The following is a 17,627-nucleotide window of genomic DNA, read 5'->3' as shown; positions in this document are numbered from 1 at the left end:
TGATGGGCAGAAGGGCAAAAGTAGTCAAAAAAGCCCCGTCCCAAATTAGCTACCCCTTGCGTAATCATTCGCCGGGCAGAATGTTCGCATAGAACTCGGCCCCGTCGTCCAGGCGCAGAATGCCTACGCGGCCGAACTCGGAGCCGGTGGCGGCGGCACAGTCGATGTCGATGCGGTCGGGAACGCCGGCGGTATCCTCGCCGCCCAGGCGCACAATCTGCCCGCGGCCCGACTCCTCATCGAGCCCTGCCAGGCCGCCTACCTCGCAATAACGCCCGAGCGACACCGTGGGCGTGTGACCGCTCACCACAACCGGACCCTTGCCCTCGGCAGATAGCAGCCCCGTCGGGGCATCCCAATAGCCATGGCGAATCCACAGCAAGTCATCGGACGACTGCACGGCAAGCATTTGCTGCAGCAGCTCGCTATCGGCATCGACCGCTCCCCTGCCGTCACCGCAATCAACACCATGCTCAAGCAAAAACGCACGCGCTGCCTCGGTCTGAATACCGGCGTGCACCAGCAGATACGGACGCTCGGCAGTCTCTGCCACCGCATAGAGCGGCAGGGCAGCAGCCCAGCGTACCAGCTCCTCGTATGCCTCAAACTCCATTTCGTTGAGCTGTTGGCGCGTGGTCCAACCGCCGTTGATGTCCCAGGTCTCGGCATCGAGCGGGTCCTGGCCAATGATCGCGTCGAGCATAATCTGCTCGTGGTTACCCTTAAGCACGCGAGCGTTGGGCAGCGAGCGCACCAAGTTAATGACGCCGACCGGATCGGGACCGCGATCGACCATGTCGCCCAACACGTACAGCGTGTCGTCGGACGCCAGCGAGATCTTGGAAAGGGCCTCGTCCAGCGCGCGCACGTGCCCGTGAGCATCAGATGTCACATAGATCGCCATGGAACGCCTTTCCCTACCTTACGGGCGAAGCCCGGAGCCGCAACTAAAACTTCAAGTTGAACTTAAACGTTACCCATTGTACTCCGTTGCAATAAAGCTGGGAAGTAGATACGAGCCGCCGCCAATAGTCTAGAAAAACGGCTCCGCCTGTGACGATATCACGAACGCCCTCCGTTCAACCCATAAACCCACCATCTTTGGGTACAAATAACCGCAGACAACTGACCGTGCCACGCCAACCACCCAGGAGCGGACACTATCCATGAACCAGATACTTCTTTTTATCGGCCTCGTCATCATTTTGTGCCTGACCATCAAGCCCGTCGGCAAAAAACTCCCCTTCCCCACCCTGCTCATCTTTATCGCGCTGGGCATGCTGCTGGGCGTCGACGGTCCGGCGCACATCGACTTTAGCGACTACGCGCTCACCGAAACCGTCTGCAGCACGGCACTGCTGTTCATCATGTTCTACGGCGGCTTTAACACCAACATCGACCGCGCCAAGCCCGTCGCAGTACCCGCAGTGCTGCTGAGCACGCTCGGCGTTGTCATTACCGCCGGCATCACGGGCGCCTTTGCACACTTCGCACTGGGCTTCGACTGGATCGGCGGCCTGCTGCTAGGCTCGGTCGTGGCGTCGACCGATGCGGCGAGTGTCTTTAGCGTGCTGCGCGAGCACAACCTTTCGCTGAGGGACGGCACTGACTCGCTGCTCGAGGTCGAATCGGGCTCCAACGACCCCGTCGCTTACATGCTCACCGCCGTGCTCGCGACCCTCGCGGCCGGCGGCGACATCAACATCCCCGTGCTGCTCGCCAAGCAGATCATTCTGGGCGTGGGGCTGGGCCTTGTCATTGGCTGGGCATCGGGCCGCCTGATCGAGCGAGCGCACGCAACAGCCGAGGGCGCGCAGACCATCTTCTTGTTCGCCGTGGCCATCGTCGCCTACGCGCTGCCGAGCTATCTGGGCGGCAACGGCTTTTTAGCCGTGTACCTTGCCGGCATCGTGCTAGGCGCGAGCGACATCACCGGTAAGGTCGAGCTGGCGCACTTCTTCGACACCCTCACCGAGATGGCCGAAATGACCATCTTCTTTTTGCTCGGCCTACTCGTGACGCCCGCACGCCTGCCGCAAATGCTACTACCGGGCCTGGCACTCATGGCGTTTATGCTCTTCGTGAGCCGCCCCATCGCCGTCGGTCTGCTGTTGGCGCCCTATAAGACAAACCCCCGCCAGGTGGCGCTCGTAAGCTGGGCGGGCCTGCGTGGCGCGGCTTCGGTCGTGTTTAGCCTCTTTACCGTGGTGGCCGACGTTCCCGGCGGTCACGACCTGTTTGACCTGGTGTTTGTGATTGCCGTGTCGAGCATTGTGGTGCAGGGCTCGCTGCTGCCGGCGATGGCGAAAAAGCTCGACATGATCGATGCGGCCGGCGACGTGCGCCGCACCTTTAACGATTACCGCGACGAGGACGGCATGTCGTTTGTTAAGCTCAAGGTAGGCGCGGGCCATCCGTTTGCCGGTCGCTCGCTCGCGGACATCGGCAGTGCCACGGACATGCTCGTAGTCCTGGTGCTGCGCGACGGTGCACACCCGGTGCTGCCCAATGGCGATACCGTCATCGAGGAAGGCGACCTTCTGGTTATGGCCGCGCCGACGTTTGAAGAGCGTGCCGAGGTTACGCTGCGCGAGGTCACCGTGACACCCCACGGCCGCCTGGCGGGGCTGCGCCTGCGCGATGTGCCACAAGGCAAGCACCCCTTTATCGTCGTGATGCTCAAGCGCGATGGCCAAACGATCATCCCCGACGGCAACACCCTCATATACGCCGGCGACGAAGCCGTTATCGCCACGCTCGCGTCGTAGCGGCCAGGGGTAGCCGTCCCGAATTGGCTACATTTGAGCACCAATCGCCCCGGCTGGGGTCTCGTTGCGAACAATTAGCGCCTCTCAAAACTAAGTGAGTAGACTTTTGCCGAATCGCCGACCACGTCACCAAAGCATAAGTCTGTGACCTGCGGACTTGTTGAAGCAAATTAGTCGTGTGCTCAGGATTTCCAATAAAGTCTACTCACTTAGCCAGCGTGCGATCAAAATAGAACGGTCGCGAGCTCATTAGACTCCATTGCGACGGCTTATCGTGCATTTTCGCGCAGCTGCGGGTGCAGGCGACCGTCCCAAATTAGCTATCCTTGTCACATTCCTAGTTATCGTCGACGGCAAAATCGCGGAGGTCGAGGCCTTCGCGTTCGGCTCGGGCTAGGAGCTCTTGGGGCGACTCGTCCTCGATATCCACTACGTCGAGCATGGCAGCAGGAAAGCCCACGCCAGCCGTACTCCCCGCGCGATCGAGCAGACTCTCGCGCAGCTGGTCTACGTCCACATCGATCTTCATGGTGTAACCTCCTACCGGGGAATCGCGTCCAAACAAACCGCACATCCCAAATGATGTGCAATAAACCCCAGATACGGTCATAATAAAATAATGAACATCAGGGAGGTTGCGGACGATGGATAAGCTCGATGCCATGACGGAACAAGTCAGGGATTTTTGCGACGATCGAGGCTGGCGCAAATATCACACGCCAAAAGAGCTTGCCATCGGCATGGCGACTGAGTCCTCCGAGCTCCTTCAGCTCTTTCGTTTTATGAGCGACGAGCGCATTGCAGAAATGTTCGAAGACGCCGAGCAACGTCAAGCCATCGAAGACGAAATTGCCGACACGCTCCTTTTCCTCCTGCGTTTCGCTGATTTAAATGAAATCGACCTGCCAGCGGCGCTTTCGTCCAAACTCAAGCGCAATGGCGAACGCTACCCCATCAACGCATCATCTGTCGAATACAGAAAGGCGGGCCACCGTGAGTAATGAGTTCGCCCTTCGGCAATACACGCTTCCCCTGCCCCAACCCTTTGAGACAAGCGAATCGCTTCAGGACTTTGGCACGCCAAAGCCTGGAGCCCATCATGACGAGAGTTGGCCCGTCCTTTACATTCTTACCAACAGCAGAAACAAGACGGCATACATCGGTCAAACAACCAACTACCAGCGCCGTATGAAACAACACGCTGCAAACGTGGACAAGGACTTCGACCGGACCCTTCTGATCGACAATCCCACCTTCAACCAATCCGCAACGTTCGAGTTCGAGAATCGACTTATTGAGCTGTTCTGTGCTGACGAAAAATACCAGGTCACCAATGCCAACAACGGCTATGCCCAATTCGATTATTTTGAGCGGCCTCAATATCGCCAGAAGTTCCGAGACCTCTGGACAAAGCTTCGCGAAGAAAACTACGCGATTCATCCGATTGAAGAGCTCGAGAACTCCGATCTGTTCAAGTTCTCACCTTTCAAGACGCTTACGCCCGACCAATACGAAACGATCGAGACGATTTTTAAACGTCTCGAACAGGAGCATGAAGACACAAAACATGGCGGCTCAAAAAGAGAACGTATAACCGTCGTGAATGGCGCACCGGGAACAGGTAAAACAATCCTCGCCATCAGTCTCATGTTCAAAATCAAAAATGAGCCCAACCTTTCCGGCCTGCGAGTCGGTTTTGTCACCCCGATGGATTCTCTGAAGAAGACCCTCAGGAAGCTCACGCACTTCCTTCCAGGGCTAAAGCCTGGCGATATCTTGAGCCCCAGTGACGTAACCAAAAATGATCGTTATGACATCCTACTTGTCGACGAAGCACATCGACTGGGTAATTATCTAAGCATGGGCGCCGGCATTGGGGCTTTTTACAACACCTGCGATCGCCTCGGCCTTCCGCATACGAGCAACCAGGTTGACTGGATATTCAAATGCTGTGACAAGGCATACCTGTTCTACGACCCCAAACAGCAGGTTCGCGCATCCGGACTCAATCGAGACGGCCTTGAGCAGCGACTCAATCAGCTCGAAGAAGCGGGCATTGAAACTGAAGAGTTCAGCCTAAGCACACAAATGCGCGTACGCGGTGGTGACGAATACCTCGATTTTGTCTATGACTTACTCAACAACAAGGCGTTTATGCATACCGGCATGAAGTTCAACGAACTCTTTTCATCGGAGCCTTACGATTCGCGAGCCGGGGATCCGGACAGCGATATCCCCAGATACCAGTTTGGAATCGTCGACCGATTTGAGGATTTCTGTTCCCTGCAGCAAGCCAAGGAAGAAGAAGTTGGTCTATCCCGCATGACGGCAGGTTTTGCGTGGAAGTGGGAAACGAAGAAACACAAAGACGCTTTCGACATCGTCATCGAGGGCATTCCCAAACGTTGGAACTCGAGTCAAAAGGATTGGGTTAACTCCCCCAACGCCGTCAACGAGGTTGGATGCATCCACACGGTGCAGGGCTACGACCTCAATTACGGATTCGTCATTCTGGGGCCAGACATTTACTACGACACCGATAAAGGAGCCGTCTGCGTTAACAAAGCGAACTTCAAAGATGCTGTCGCAAAGAAAAAGGCGAGCGAAGATGAGCTACGGAAGATTATCGTCAACGCCTACTATGTCCTTATGACGCGTGGCATGCTGGGAACGTATCTCTATGTGTGCGACCCCGCACTCAAGGAGTATTTGTCGCGGTATATCCCGGTGATATAGGCTGGCGCCCACACATGACATGAATAGCAACGAAAGCAGCAGCGAAGCTCCTAGGAAACAATCTCGGATTCACAAAGGGCGGTGGGGCGCGCCGGCGCCCTATCCAACCAATACTGCTCCCAGAACATTTGCGAGCTTCTTGGCGGGGCGCCTATTCGCTTTTTCACCCATCGCCACGAGCGCATGGTTGCAGTCATCCCCATTCATGTCGCAAACAATTCTAAGCTCATGCCGTGCCCTCGAAGCAGCCGTATAAAACAGAGTTCCAGGCTCAGGCATGTAGCTCATGGACGGCTGTTCCCATAAGGCTTGATCAACATCAATCATAATTACCGCAGCAGCCTCCATCCCCTTGAACTTCCTCACCGTATGGACGGGAACCTTCTGACCTTTCCATCTCTTTAAGCTCAGATCGCCAGTGAAACAACTCGACAGCTTAGAGTTTTCCAGTGTCTTGCATGTGATAACCACAATGTCATTAATACCAGCGTTCTTGAGTAGATCAATGTGCTTATCCACAAATGCCTCTTGCGCGGCGGCGTCACAATCAATCATAAGCAATGGAGGTTTTCCGAGCCTAGCCATAACCTGCATTCTAAAACCATGCGCCTCACCAAGAGCACTCAAGGAAGACCTCTCGATAGCCTCCGTATTCCGGCAGTTTACATAAAGCGTTAGCTTGCAATCGGCATCCATAAGGAAGCTGGGCATAGTTGAGCCTTGGACAAACTGCCTTTTGTCGTAGAAGAGGTACATCGTGCTTTCCGGCCTCGAGTCCACGATAGAACGCAAGGTTTCGAGCACCATCGCATCTTCAATGGGTTTGAGGCCAAAGTCTTGGCCTTCATCTATTACGATGTGCTGATAGGGAAACGAGTCAGGGTGCTCCATGAGTTCTTCGGTCAGGCTGGCGTAGTTTGGCTCGAGAGAATTGCAGACCTTGCAGGCGTAGCCCGGAATTGTATAGACGTCAATTTCCGGGACATCGTCGCACCTTCTAGTAATCTCTTCCTTCAAAAGCGAGTTAAAGCACAAAAAGAGAACCCTGCCCGTACAGGCGGCCTGCCTAGCTCTCTCAATTGCAATGAGAGTTTTGCCAGTTCCTGCCGCCCCGTTAATTACCGCTGTCTTCTGATCCTTTATGAAATTCAACACGCGAGCTTGCGAGTCCAGCAGCCTTGCGAACACGAAGTCGTTATATCGATAGTCCACCGAATTCGTCGGGACGATATCGAACTCCGGCAAGAGCACTTTATGCAAGACCTCTTGAGCCTCGGTCTTGGAGAGTCTCGTCTCCCTTCCCCCGACTTCCATACTCATGATGCGAACTATTTGAGCAGTTGGATCTCCAAGGTCTGTCTTGCACAGAGTAATATCGCGAGAAGCCTCGGGGGAGTAATCAATAAAGCCAAGTTCATGTGCCCCCAGGGACGGAAGCCAAACCGCATGAGCAACCTTGCACCTACCGCAAAGCTCTCCTAACCCTACATCCTCAAAGCGATTAATGAGCTTCCATTTGATGCTATCCGCCTGCCGATAAGGCCCTCCATGCCTCCTCATCGATATGCCGCTACCGTATAGCCACTCGCCGTTTTCGCAGCGAATCTTTCCCGCCTTCGCCTCGATGACAAGGATACCGAGCCTGCGATTAAACACGACGAAATCGGCTTCCCTCTGCTCAATAGCGTTTCCATCCACAACATCCAACATCTTGTATGAATGGATAACCGTAAAATCATCGGGAAGCTTGCTCAGCGCGTAATAAATCTCCCCCTCACGGCTCCGATCGTCGTATTCAGCCGGGCCAAGGCTCGGTATCATTCTTGCAGCCACAGCTACGCCTCTTTATAAATCTCGTCCATCACATCTTTGGCGGAGCACTCGCCAACGACAAACAGGCTCCAACCCGAAATGTTGCGCCAAGCAGGCCCAAATACATCTTTGAAATCGCTCGCCGCTTCTTCATCAAGAAGAATGACCTTGGACTTACGCCAAACAAACGTGGCGTAAGCGCTGTCGCCGCTAGCATTAGATAGATCCACGTCTTTGTCCGGAGTCTCCCAACGCAAATGCGGATCGTAGCTCGCCATCTCACAAACCAGCTCGGCCCATTCATCCGTAGAACCAGATTGGATTGACAGTTTCATCGCTTCGGCCAACGATAGCGCCTTGTTGTTTGCGCCATCATCAGAGGCATATAGCTCAAACCCAGCAACCGAGTCCGAGGCATCCGGCTCGCAATCGAGTTCTTTATCCTCATCGGCATTGCCGGCAGAACAAACGGAAGGCGATACAGCAAGAAGAGTCCCCAAAATTCGCTTTGCAGCGCCTCGAGAAAGATTCGCCTGCACAGCTTGGTTGTAATAATTTGCAATACAACCGTAGCAGCAAGTTTCTTCACCGCATCCGCAATGACCGTCTACGACCTTATATGCCTCTTCAATTAGTTCCGCCACCTCTTTGCTGAGCTGGCGCACATGACCGGCTCCTCCAGGCACGTCATCATAGATGAGTATTGAGAAGCTGCCTGCATCATTTTTGTATGTAGTCCCTCCGAGTTCGGTCTCGGGAACCTCAAGGATTTTAGCCGCAGCGGTAACCAGCGCCCACATCACAGCTTCCCAGTCGCCATCGCAGCAAACCGTCGCCGCATCAAAATCAAATACGAGCTCGAGAACGTCGCTCACAAATGCCGTACCCAGTGCGCTGAACCTATTAATCTTTGGAGCAGCGCCGCTCTTCTCGCACCAGTAGGCATGTTGAATCTTCTCTCCACCAACAGCAGCGCGATTGCAGTAAGAGCAGACTTGGAAGCCCTTAGCAGGGCTATTGAGCACACAAAGTTGCCCGTTCTCGGCATATTTTACTTTCACCGCACCGCCAGGAAAACAAAACTCTCCGGTCGCAGTCTCGTTAGGCCAGTGCTGGCTAAAGTGCACCGATGCATACCCCTTTGGCCTCGGCCTTCTAAGCCCGATGCCTTTTTTGTTTTCTGTGCCGACAAAACCATAGGAAGGTATGAGCATATTCTTTTCGAGAGCAAACTCGGTATGGCAAACGGGGCACTCGCCTTTATCACTGTAGTTTTCAATGGGCCATACAAATGTTTCGCAATTTGGGCACTTTCCATACCTGCGCTTTCGCAACTCTTGCCCTTTCGGCTTTCTGAGTCCGACGGACTTCCAAAGCGTCTTGCCGGCAACGATTTCCGCCCCCGGTGCATATTCCCTAATGGCTTGACGCATACCCCTAGAAAGCTCGAGCCTGTTCTCACCTACAGAATTCTCAATATCAAGAAGATGGAGCTCTACGAGATCAGTCGGAAACCCGTACTTAGGCAATACTCCGTTCTCGGCAAGAATTGCGATAGTTCTCTCCTTCTTGAGTGCATCCCTAGACTTTAAAAGCTTGGATGCGAGAATGTCGTTGACGCCCATATTCAGCTCAATACCATCCTGAACACGCTCAAAATCAGCATGCTTAAGGCTATGTGCAAGGAGAAGCCTGCCACCGCCTCCATTCTCAGCCGAATCGATTGGCCCAACGAGCTTTGCTATCCACCCCCACTCGTTTACGCCAACTTCTTCCGCCACAGGCATGCCTTGCGGAACAACGCGAACGAGCTGTTCATAGACACTCTTTGGCCGCGATGCAAGGAAGCGGCGAAGATCTTCGAGGCCTTCCGGCTCCGATTTAGAAAGATCCATAAAGTCGTTGTATCCATGAGAGTAGTCTTTGCCCAAGCTCCGGCTCGCGTAGCGAAAGAACTCAGACATAGCGACAGCGAAAACATGCCGTATCGCAATGGCATCGTTATTCAGATAACACATTGGCACTCTCGTGTTGCCGCCAATTATCTTGGCTGGGTCCTCAAAGTACGCGACATCATGGGGCCGCAAGCGAGCAAATGTGATGGCATATCCAGGCTTGCCAGCGCGGCGTCCAACGCGTCCAGCACGCTGTGTGTAGTTTGCAGTGCTGGGCGGAACATTTCTCATAAAGATTGCCCTCAAATCACCGACGTCTACACCCAGCTCAAATGTCGTTGTGCAACTCAAAACATTAACGTCGCCCTTAATAAAATCGCTCTGTATTTCCCTGGCCTTTTTAGAAGACAGCTGCGCCGTATGCTCTTCGATTTTGAGAGGAAGCGCCTCATCTTGATATACCGTTTTATAGTAGCGGTCTTTGCCTCTTGCCTCTGCGAAGCTCATTTTCACCATCGTGCCGTTGCATTTCGTTGTCATGCAAACACCATGCGTATCCAGGTGAGTCTCACATCCGCACGCATCACAACGATAGACAATATCATCGTTGGAATGCGGATACATAGTCCAAATATCTCTGCCAAGCCTAAAGTGTTCACGCGAATCGATCAGATATCCTTCGCCCCTAAATAGCTTGCAACTTAGATACTCCCCCATAAACTGGAATAGACTTTGCAGAATCGGGCGAACGTCCTCACGGGTCAGCTCGATACCGTGGACCCTTTTGACGTACTTGCGAATAAAGGCGCTGCGCTTATTTTCTGTACCACGTACCGCATCTCCCGCAAACTGAACAATATCCTTTGACGCAGAGCTGTCGCTCTCAAGCACGACAAGGTTGCCGCGCTTCTCATGATTGTTTCTTAGTTCAGGGACCCCTTCAGGAACCTCGATAACGTTTTTCTCTCGGAGCAGTTCAAGACAGGTCCTTGCAAACAAAATGTAGTCTTCGCATGAAAGCCAGGTGGCCCCATCGGCATTAAGTATATCCACTTGCCTTGCGACAAGCTTTTTCGCCCCAGGATGGGAAAACCCCTTGTTAAATTCAGTAGGCTCGATCCTTACAACGCCAAGGCCTTCAAGGCTGTTCCGCGAATCCTCGGCCGCAAGCTCATCGAGAACCCAGGCCGTCGCCTGGCCCCTCTTGTTGGAACCCAAGACCCCCGGATATCGCCTCTTTGCAACACTTGTTATCCAATCAATAACTGAGCTCGGCTTACAGCCTTCACCGTCGCGAGACAGAGCCTCCACCGCTTCTCTTATCAGCTGACGACGTGTGATGTTTCCATAAGTTCTGTCCAATGCGGGCGCGAAGAAAGCCGCGTCCTGGCGCTTGTCCGAGAAGCAAATAACACTTCCGGCCCTGCGTTCTTCATCGAGGTCTGCAAACAAATCATCCTCGTCAGCCTCCTCATCAAAAGGAGGAATATCCCTGACTAAGTCGTAGCAAACGACACTGCCCGCAGCTTCAGGCGAAACGCGCATAGGCTGAATTGCCACAACGGACTGATATCCACAATGGCGACAACGCGCTTCTGCCTCATCTGCTTGTTTTTTCTCGTTTTGGTTGAGCGCAATTGGGATGCGGGCGACAATCTCATGCTCGAAACGATGAGCACCACCCTCGGCTTCATGATACAAAGACCCGCATATCGGGCACAGCCATTGGATCTTCTCATCGGGATCTCTCTCCGATTCGTCAGAGAGAAGACGGTAATAGACCCTCGGAAGAAATTCGTCGTCGGAATCCGTTCCTTCATGTCGAGGACTAAGCCACGCAGTCTTCACCTCGGGATCGGAGCTCTCCTCACCAAGGATGTATGCCTGCCCACAGTGGCGACAGACCGACACCTCATATACAGGAGTATCGTTTACATCGTCATAATGCTCCGCAATCGTTTTGTGAGGAGTCAGCTTACGTGTATGCAGATTTAAATAGATGCCCTCAGGAGCACGCAAGAAGGAATGGTAGCGACTCGTAAGAATGGGGACATCCTTGGAGCGCTGCGCAGAGGAAAGCACCTCAACCATGGCAGTGAGGATTTCCACACCTCTCTTATCTCCCGTGAGCCCTTCGATCTCAAGCTCCTCAATGGTGTCAAGATCAGTGAGGTCGAAAAGACGCTCGCAGCGTCTCACCAGTTTTGCCGCAGACGATTCACCCAGAAGGATCTTTCCTAGTCCCATTAGGGGGGACTCGCCGTCTAGTCTCGCTACAACCTCTTCAGGAGCTCCACCAGATGCGAGTGTGCTGCGAATGTCTTCTACGTTTACGTTTTCAGGATCGGAAAGTTCCCTGCGAAGTTCCGCCCAAGTGTCTAGAGAAAGCGTGCCCCAAGGCTTTTCATCAAGAGCATCTTGGGGCTGATCTTTCTCGCTCGTGATGACATCGAGATCTGCGGGATCACCCGAGAAAGGCTCGCCAAAAAGATCCCGAGCAAATTTAGCCACCTTCGGCATATCTTCTTCCGAGCCGATTGTTGCGGAAGTTGCGTAACAATGAAGCTTGGGCAGCTCCCCCGTTTCCGATTCGATACGAGCCTTTACTCGACGCAGCAAATATGCGATTTCGGTGCCAAGCGCGCCCGAATAAACGTGCGCCTCATCGATGGCGATATGCCGCCAGTTTGCACCAAATGCCCCTTCGAACAGCGGCGCATCCTCCGGACGTAGAAGGAGATACTCAAGCATAGAGTAGTTTGTAAGCAAAATGTTGGGTGGGTTCTCACGTATTTTCTCGCGAGAGATGATTTCATTTGGCAGTCTAGTTTGATCCGGGTTTTCGTCTTTCCACTTACGGAGAGCCACGGACTCTTTCTCCTCAGTGTCGCCGGTATAACGCCCGAAGGTAATATCGGTCCCCTTCAGCAACTGGCGCAATCGTTTAAGCTGATCGTTTGCAAGGGCGTTCATCGGGTAAAGAATCATGGCACGGACGCCAGCGGAGCGCCCACTCTTTTCAAATTCTGAGAGGATGTCATTCAGAATCGGAAGCAAAAAGCACTCAGTCTTACCCGAACCCGTGCCCGTAACGACGGCGTAATTACACCCGGCAACGCTCTTTTCAATAGCCTTAACTTGATGCACATATAAGGGGCGATAGGGGTCAAAATTACGTGCCTCTCCGCCGCCTAAACTCATCATGCCCTTGCAGAGAAGCCCCTCGTCCACCAGGTCGGCCACAGTTTTATCCTTGCGGTACGGAGGCGCCGCCTCAAGAAACGGTCCCTTTGCAAGATATCCCGGCTCGCAGAGAATCGTCTCAAGCTGCTTCTGCAAATCCGCGTCATCAAAGTGAATAGTAGTGGCAATGTATTCACGATAAGAGTCCTCCACTTTGCGCGCAGTCTCAATGGGGTTGAATTCTTTTACATCCGTCATTATTTGCTCCCGCTATTTAAGAATGATACTGGTCGCGTATTCTCGCCGAGGGTCTCCAAAGAAGTCGCTCGGTGACATTTCAACTGCGACCTCTCTCTTGTTGCCCAGCTGCCTCACCACGCTTGATGGAAGGGCGACCTCCGCAGAGCCCTTTTCCGCAAAGGCCGTAGCAATCGGCTTTTCGCCTCTTTCCTTATACTTGGAAAGTCCAAAAAACCTGAAATGAATGTCGCATAAGGGCTTGCCTTCGAACCGAAGGACATACCCAAGAGAATCGGCCGGCAATAACTTCCAGCCGTTAATGCCGAGCCCTTCAGCGCAGTCAAGCATTTGAACATCAGTCCAGGCCGGCTTCAGTTCTCCCGTTGACACGTCATCGCCATACCACAGGGACAGCTTCAAGGGAAGGCGGATGGGCGCCTTATTATCAGCTTGTTGTAAGAGACTTGCATGCCTAAAAAGATTGAATCCGTATTCGCCAGGCTGCTTGAGTGCCTTGAAGAAAAGGGGTCTTGAACCGAGTAACGCCAGCACGGCCCTGTTATACCTCCAACCATAGGAGACAATCTTAAAGTTTGCCGCGCTAGGACCGAGCTCTAGCGCATCCGCCAAACAGATTGGACGCTCTTCGGATAGATTCGCTAGTCTATCTGGTATGTCAACATCTATTGCAGCAAGGGCCAGCTTGGCATCAGTTTCTTTGCCACTCCCTTTCGATCGGATGCGAACGCGCAAGAACTCATCCTTCAGGAGAGCCTTCGCTTCATACCGCTCCCACGCATTGAGAGAATCGGGACTGTCGCATTCGCCTGCCATATCAGCCTCTTCACGAATACGCACAACATCAATGGGAAGGCACGCCTGGAAACCATATTCAGCTACAGCACGCCCGTGATCAATGCTGATGGACAGAGGCCTAAATTCTTGTATGGGTACCACTGCGAATCGGTAGCGGAAAACAACCTTACCACCGGCAGATTTCTGCCTCGCCTCTAGGACGCATTCTTCAATATGCCAACTGAATAGACTCGTTTTTGAGAGATTGAGTTCTATTCTTGCAATACCTGAATTTTCAGTATCGTCCTCATATATGGCGCAACGAGGCATCGACACCAGCTCGCCATCGCAGCAGCACATGATGTCCAAGTCTTTTAGGGCGCTCGCGCCATCAAGCGCTTCAATGCTCACAGAGGGCAGGCCGTCGCTGGTATTGAGTTCGTTCGGAACGCACCCATACAAGTCAACGCCGTCGCTCGTTTCTCCGATAATGCGATGCTTATCAACCTTTGCGACATAACGTTCTTGCCAAACGGCAACTTCCTCGCCCGTAAGCTCGTCAACAACCGAACCTGCCGAACCGGGCTCAACGTCGTAGATATAAATCTGGTTATCGTTCCAATCGCCAGAAGCCTCATACTCCGAAACGGCTTTCATGCCTTGCCCGGGAACGATCTTGTATCCGTCTTTAACAATGTATGCGATACGACGCTTTTTCGTTAACCGCTCGTTCTTGCCACGCAAGCGATAGAAGCCCTTAGCGTCCTTTATAAATTCAAAACAACCGGGCTTGTTCCTACTGAACGACTGGCTCAAAGAGCTAAGCTCGATGTAGTCACCCGCTCGCTCATCTTTCTGCATGAGCTTCAATTCCACGTCGTAACGAGCCCGAGGGTTAACGGCAATACTGACGGCATTCAAAATGCATTTTCCGACACTCATATCGAATTCAGAGCTTGCCTTTAGCTCGCCGTCAACATAATAGTCAATCTTGTCACCAGCAAAATGCAGCGGGAACTGTTGGCGCGGCCAGCGCATGGTCACAACACCCTCAGATAAATCCAGCTGCAAACTGGCAATCGGAAGATAGATCAATCGGTGGGTGCCACTTCTCCGCTCTTGCGTCTCAGCAGCAGCCCTTCCTCCGGTCGCCAAGGGCTGCACACGCTCTTGATTGTCACGAAGGGCCTGCATTGCAGCTTCAGGCAGACCGAAACTAGATAGCATCGTGTAGCGGCTTCCAACCCTATTCGTGTCAACAATTTGCGCCGCCACGCGCATGGACGCCTCAAATAATGGAGCAATGGTTGAATCGGGCGCTTTCTCAAGAATGTTAAGGACTGCCTTTTCGGGAGCATACCGACTCTCAGGGTTCTTTAGCTCCCTAAGAACGGAGCGCCCGTCCATCTCTCCGCCAAAACCTAAACTGCCTTTAGAAACTTCTTTCGCAAGCGGAAGTAATTTCTCCCACAGGTTTGACCAAGAATCTTCCGATAAGCCTCCGTGGAGGAGTGTGGTGTAGAAGTAGTAATTAACTTCCTCATCACGGCCGTACAAAGGCATTCCACGCTCTTCAACATGTTTCATAAAAATATGCTTTACAAGCCCCTGTACGTTACTGTCGAAAATGCCAAGACTCGCGAAGAAATTGCCCCATAAGTTATGATCGTTGAAAACCCTGCGCGCCTTGTCAGCAACATAAACCATAAAAGCGTTCGGCAAACACCTATCAATCAGCATCAGAACAATGCGAGGTTTTGTCGGGTAACGTTTTATGAGTTCTTCAAAAGCAGTGCTGAGCTCATCAAGGTCTGCCGAGAATTCCTCAAACGTCTGATAAACCATGACGTTTTCAGACCTTGAGTCAAGGTCGTCAAAGGCACCCCGAGCTCTTTCTTCAAATTCCTCCAACTTTGCCGAAAACAACCCATGCGAGCGTGTGAGCGGAAAATGGCTCAAATCGTATTCATATTGCTCTATCGAGGACGCTGTCTCGGTATTTGACTCGCGAGGAGATTGGCTTTTCGGCAGGACTTTCACGTTCGTCGTATTCTCGACCATCTTGGGCTGAAGCATGGAGGCCGCGAAGTCGTCGGGGGCCGCACGGTATTTCTTTCGCATCCTTATGATTGAATCGGCATATCTGCTATCAAAACGAGCGTCTATTTCTTTATCGGCAAGAGACAAAAGATCGGGCAAGTAGCAGAAGCCAGCTTTCTGAATTGAACGCTTCAGCCGTACATCATCAAAACTAAGCTCCGAGATGGACGTTTTCTCCAACCTCTCCAAGTAGTTCGATTCGCTCATCAGCATCCCCTATGCCGCGATTGCATTTGATGCCGTCATTTCTGGCCTTTTATTAACACCGGTCTGGCATGACGTGCTTTTAATCATACCGTGAGACACATACGCAACCCAACGAACAAAGCTGTCCAATGGGCCGTTTCTGCAGACGGTCGTTATCATCCGGTGAACAGCGCTTGGAAGTACCTGCTATGGCTCAAGTGTCTTTTATTGCACAACAAAACCGCCGCCAAAATGATTCGATTGTGAACATAGATGCACGGATCTGCCGACCGGGAGTCTAGGTTTTCCCTACGGTCTGTCGCCTTGCCCCAATCCCGCAAGGTGCCCACACGCTATTATCGATATAAATTGAATGGGCAAGCATTACAGGAGGGGCTCTGCGTGCCAATTGAAAAGCAAGTTCCATACTTGCAAAACACTTCTGGCTCGGTAATTGACAACCACCACGAAGCTCATAGGGCTGTCCAGCACTCCATCGCCCGCGGCTACGCTGACCTTGTCAACGGCCGCGTGCGTCCTTGGAAGCAGGCAAAAGCAGAGGCAGATCGGATGCGAGCCATCAGGTAAGGTCACCCCTCTCCCATGTAACCATCCTGTAAATCATAGCGGCGCAGTCGAGTTTTACCGTGATGCGGTCGCGCCTGGCGCTCCACTGTGCTAAAGTATCCCGAACGTTCAAACGACTACGAGGGGAACTAGAAGATGGCACGTGTGCACAACTTCTCAGCTGGCCCGGCCGCACTGCCCACAAGCGTGCTCGCCGAGATCGCCGACGAGATGATGGACTACCGCGGTTGCGGCATGTCCGTGCTCGAGATGAGCCATCGATCTAGCATGTACCAGCAGATCATCGATGACGCCGAGACAACCCTGCGCCGCCTGCTGAGCATCCCCGACAACTACCGTGTCCTGTTTTTGCAGGGCGGCGCCACGCTGCAGTTTGCGGGCATCCCCATGAACCTCATGCGCCGCGGCCGCGCCGGCTACGTCGTGACCGGCAACTTTGCCAACAAGGCGTACAAGGAGGCCGCCAAGTACGGCGAGGCCGTGCTGCTCGCGAGCTCCAAGGACACCAATTTCGACCGCATTCCCACCATGGCCAATATCAACGCGCGCATTGCCGCCGAGGCCGCGGGCGACGGGCTCGACTACGTCTACATCTGCCAGAACAACACCATCTTTGGCACCATGTACCACGAGCTGCCCGCTTGCGGCGATGTGCCGCTGGTCGCCGATGTCTCGAGCTGCTTTCTGTCGCAGCCGCTCGACGTTGAGCGCTACGGGCTCATTTACGCCGGCGCGCAGAAAAACGCCGGCGCCGCGGGCGTGACCGTGGTCATCGTGCGCGACGACCTCATCGCCGATGGCCCAGCCTTTGCGCAGACGCCGCAGTACCTGGACCTTAAAACCCAGGCCGCCAAGGGCTCCATGCTCAACACGCCCAACACCTTTGGCATCTACGTATGCGGCAAGGTATTCCGCTGGGTGGAGCAAACCGGCGGACTAGCCGCCATGGCCGAGCGCAACTGGGCCAAGGCCAACCTGCTCTATGACCTGCTCGAGCACAGCGAGCTGTTTCATGGCACCACGCAGGCCGACAGCCGCTCCATCGCCAACGTCACCTTCCGCACCGGCGATGCCGAACTCGACGCGGCCTTTGTCGCAGGCGCGGCCGAGCACCAGATTCAAAACGTCAAGGGCCATCGCCTGGTGGGCGGCATGCGCGCCAGCGTCTACAACGCCGTAACCATGGAAGATGTGCAGGCACTGGCCTCGTACATGAAAGACTTCGAAGCGCAGCATAGTTTGAGTCCGCGATCTAACTAGCCCGCAACCCGCGGGCCGACCAGCCACTTCAAACCACTTGTTTTAGACAAACCTGCTAAGGAGT

At 53.6% G+C, this 17,627-nt stretch carries 9 protein-coding genes; 4 read left to right on the top strand and 5 right to left on the bottom strand.

Going from position 1 to position 17,627, the window contains the following annotated elements; genetic code table 11:
• Positions 1-64: 64 nt before the first annotated feature.
• Entirely contained in the window at positions 65-904 is an 840-nt protein-coding gene (locus ACTQ48_RS01620) for a metallophosphoesterase (RefSeq protein ID WP_441569956.1), read from the bottom strand.
• Between the two features lie 262 nt (positions 905-1,166).
• On the opposite strand from ACTQ48_RS01620, the gene ACTQ48_RS01615 reads away from it, so the two are divergent.
• On the top strand, positions 1,167-2,768 hold the full coding sequence (locus ACTQ48_RS01615) for a potassium/proton antiporter (RefSeq protein ID WP_441569955.1): 1,602 nt from the start codon (positions 1,167-1,169) through the stop codon (positions 2,766-2,768).
• A gap of 337 nt (positions 2,769-3,105) precedes the next feature.
• Here the strand turns inward: ACTQ48_RS01615 and ACTQ48_RS01610 are convergent, their stop codons facing one another.
• On the bottom strand, positions 3,106-3,297 hold the full coding sequence (locus tag ACTQ48_RS01610; RefSeq protein ID WP_441569954.1) for a hypothetical protein: 192 nt from the start codon (positions 3,295-3,297) through the stop codon (positions 3,106-3,108).
• 115 nt (positions 3,298-3,412) lie between these two features.
• On the opposite strand from ACTQ48_RS01610, the gene ACTQ48_RS01605 reads away from it, so the two are divergent.
• Both ACTQ48_RS01605 and ACTQ48_RS01600 read left to right on the top strand, forming a co-directional pair.
• On the top strand, positions 3,413-3,769 hold the full coding sequence (locus ACTQ48_RS01605; RefSeq protein WP_441569953.1) for a nucleotide pyrophosphohydrolase: 357 nt from the start codon (positions 3,413-3,415) through the stop codon (positions 3,767-3,769).
• Positions 3,762-5,504, top strand: coding sequence for a DNA/RNA helicase domain-containing protein (locus tag ACTQ48_RS01600; RefSeq protein WP_441569952.1), 1,743 nt, complete (start codon positions 3,762-3,764; stop codon positions 5,502-5,504). Before ACTQ48_RS01605 ends, ACTQ48_RS01600 begins: the two co-directional genes overlap by 8 nt.
• A 99-nt stretch (positions 5,505-5,603) precedes the next feature.
• Here the strand turns inward: ACTQ48_RS01600 and ACTQ48_RS01595 are convergent, their stop codons facing one another.
• From ACTQ48_RS01595 to ACTQ48_RS01585, 3 genes are read right to left on the bottom strand one after another with little or no spacing between them, the layout of a single operon-like run.
• Positions 5,604-7,337 carry an ATP-binding domain-containing protein gene (locus ACTQ48_RS01595; protein ID WP_427727988.1) on the bottom strand — a complete coding sequence of 578 codons (1,734 nt, stop codon included), beginning with the start codon at positions 7,335-7,337 and terminating at the stop codon, positions 5,604-5,606.
• 2 nt (positions 7,338-7,339) lie between these two features.
• Positions 7,340-12,652, bottom strand: a complete 5,313-nt coding sequence (locus ACTQ48_RS01590; RefSeq protein ID WP_441563134.1) for a DEAD/DEAH box helicase — start codon at positions 12,650-12,652, stop codon at positions 7,340-7,342.
• A gap of 12 nt (positions 12,653-12,664) precedes the next feature.
• Positions 12,665-15,736 (bottom strand): hypothetical protein, encoded by a 3,072-nt coding sequence (locus ACTQ48_RS01585; RefSeq protein ID WP_441569951.1) that lies wholly within the window; start codon positions 15,734-15,736, stop codon positions 12,665-12,667.
• A gap of 702 nt (positions 15,737-16,438) precedes the next feature.
• On the opposite strand from ACTQ48_RS01585, the gene serC reads away from it, so the two are divergent.
• A complete protein-coding gene (serC, locus tag ACTQ48_RS01580) occupies positions 16,439-17,563 on the top strand; it encodes a 3-phosphoserine/phosphohydroxythreonine transaminase (protein WP_441569950.1) in 1,125 nt (374 codons plus the stop codon).
• Positions 17,564-17,627 lie beyond the last annotated feature (64 nt).

The organism is Collinsella sp. Sow4_E3, from assembly GCF_052116285.1.
GTDB lineage: Bacteria > Actinomycetota > Coriobacteriia > Coriobacteriales > Coriobacteriaceae > Collinsella.
This window is presented reverse-complemented; position numbering and strand designations above follow the sequence as displayed.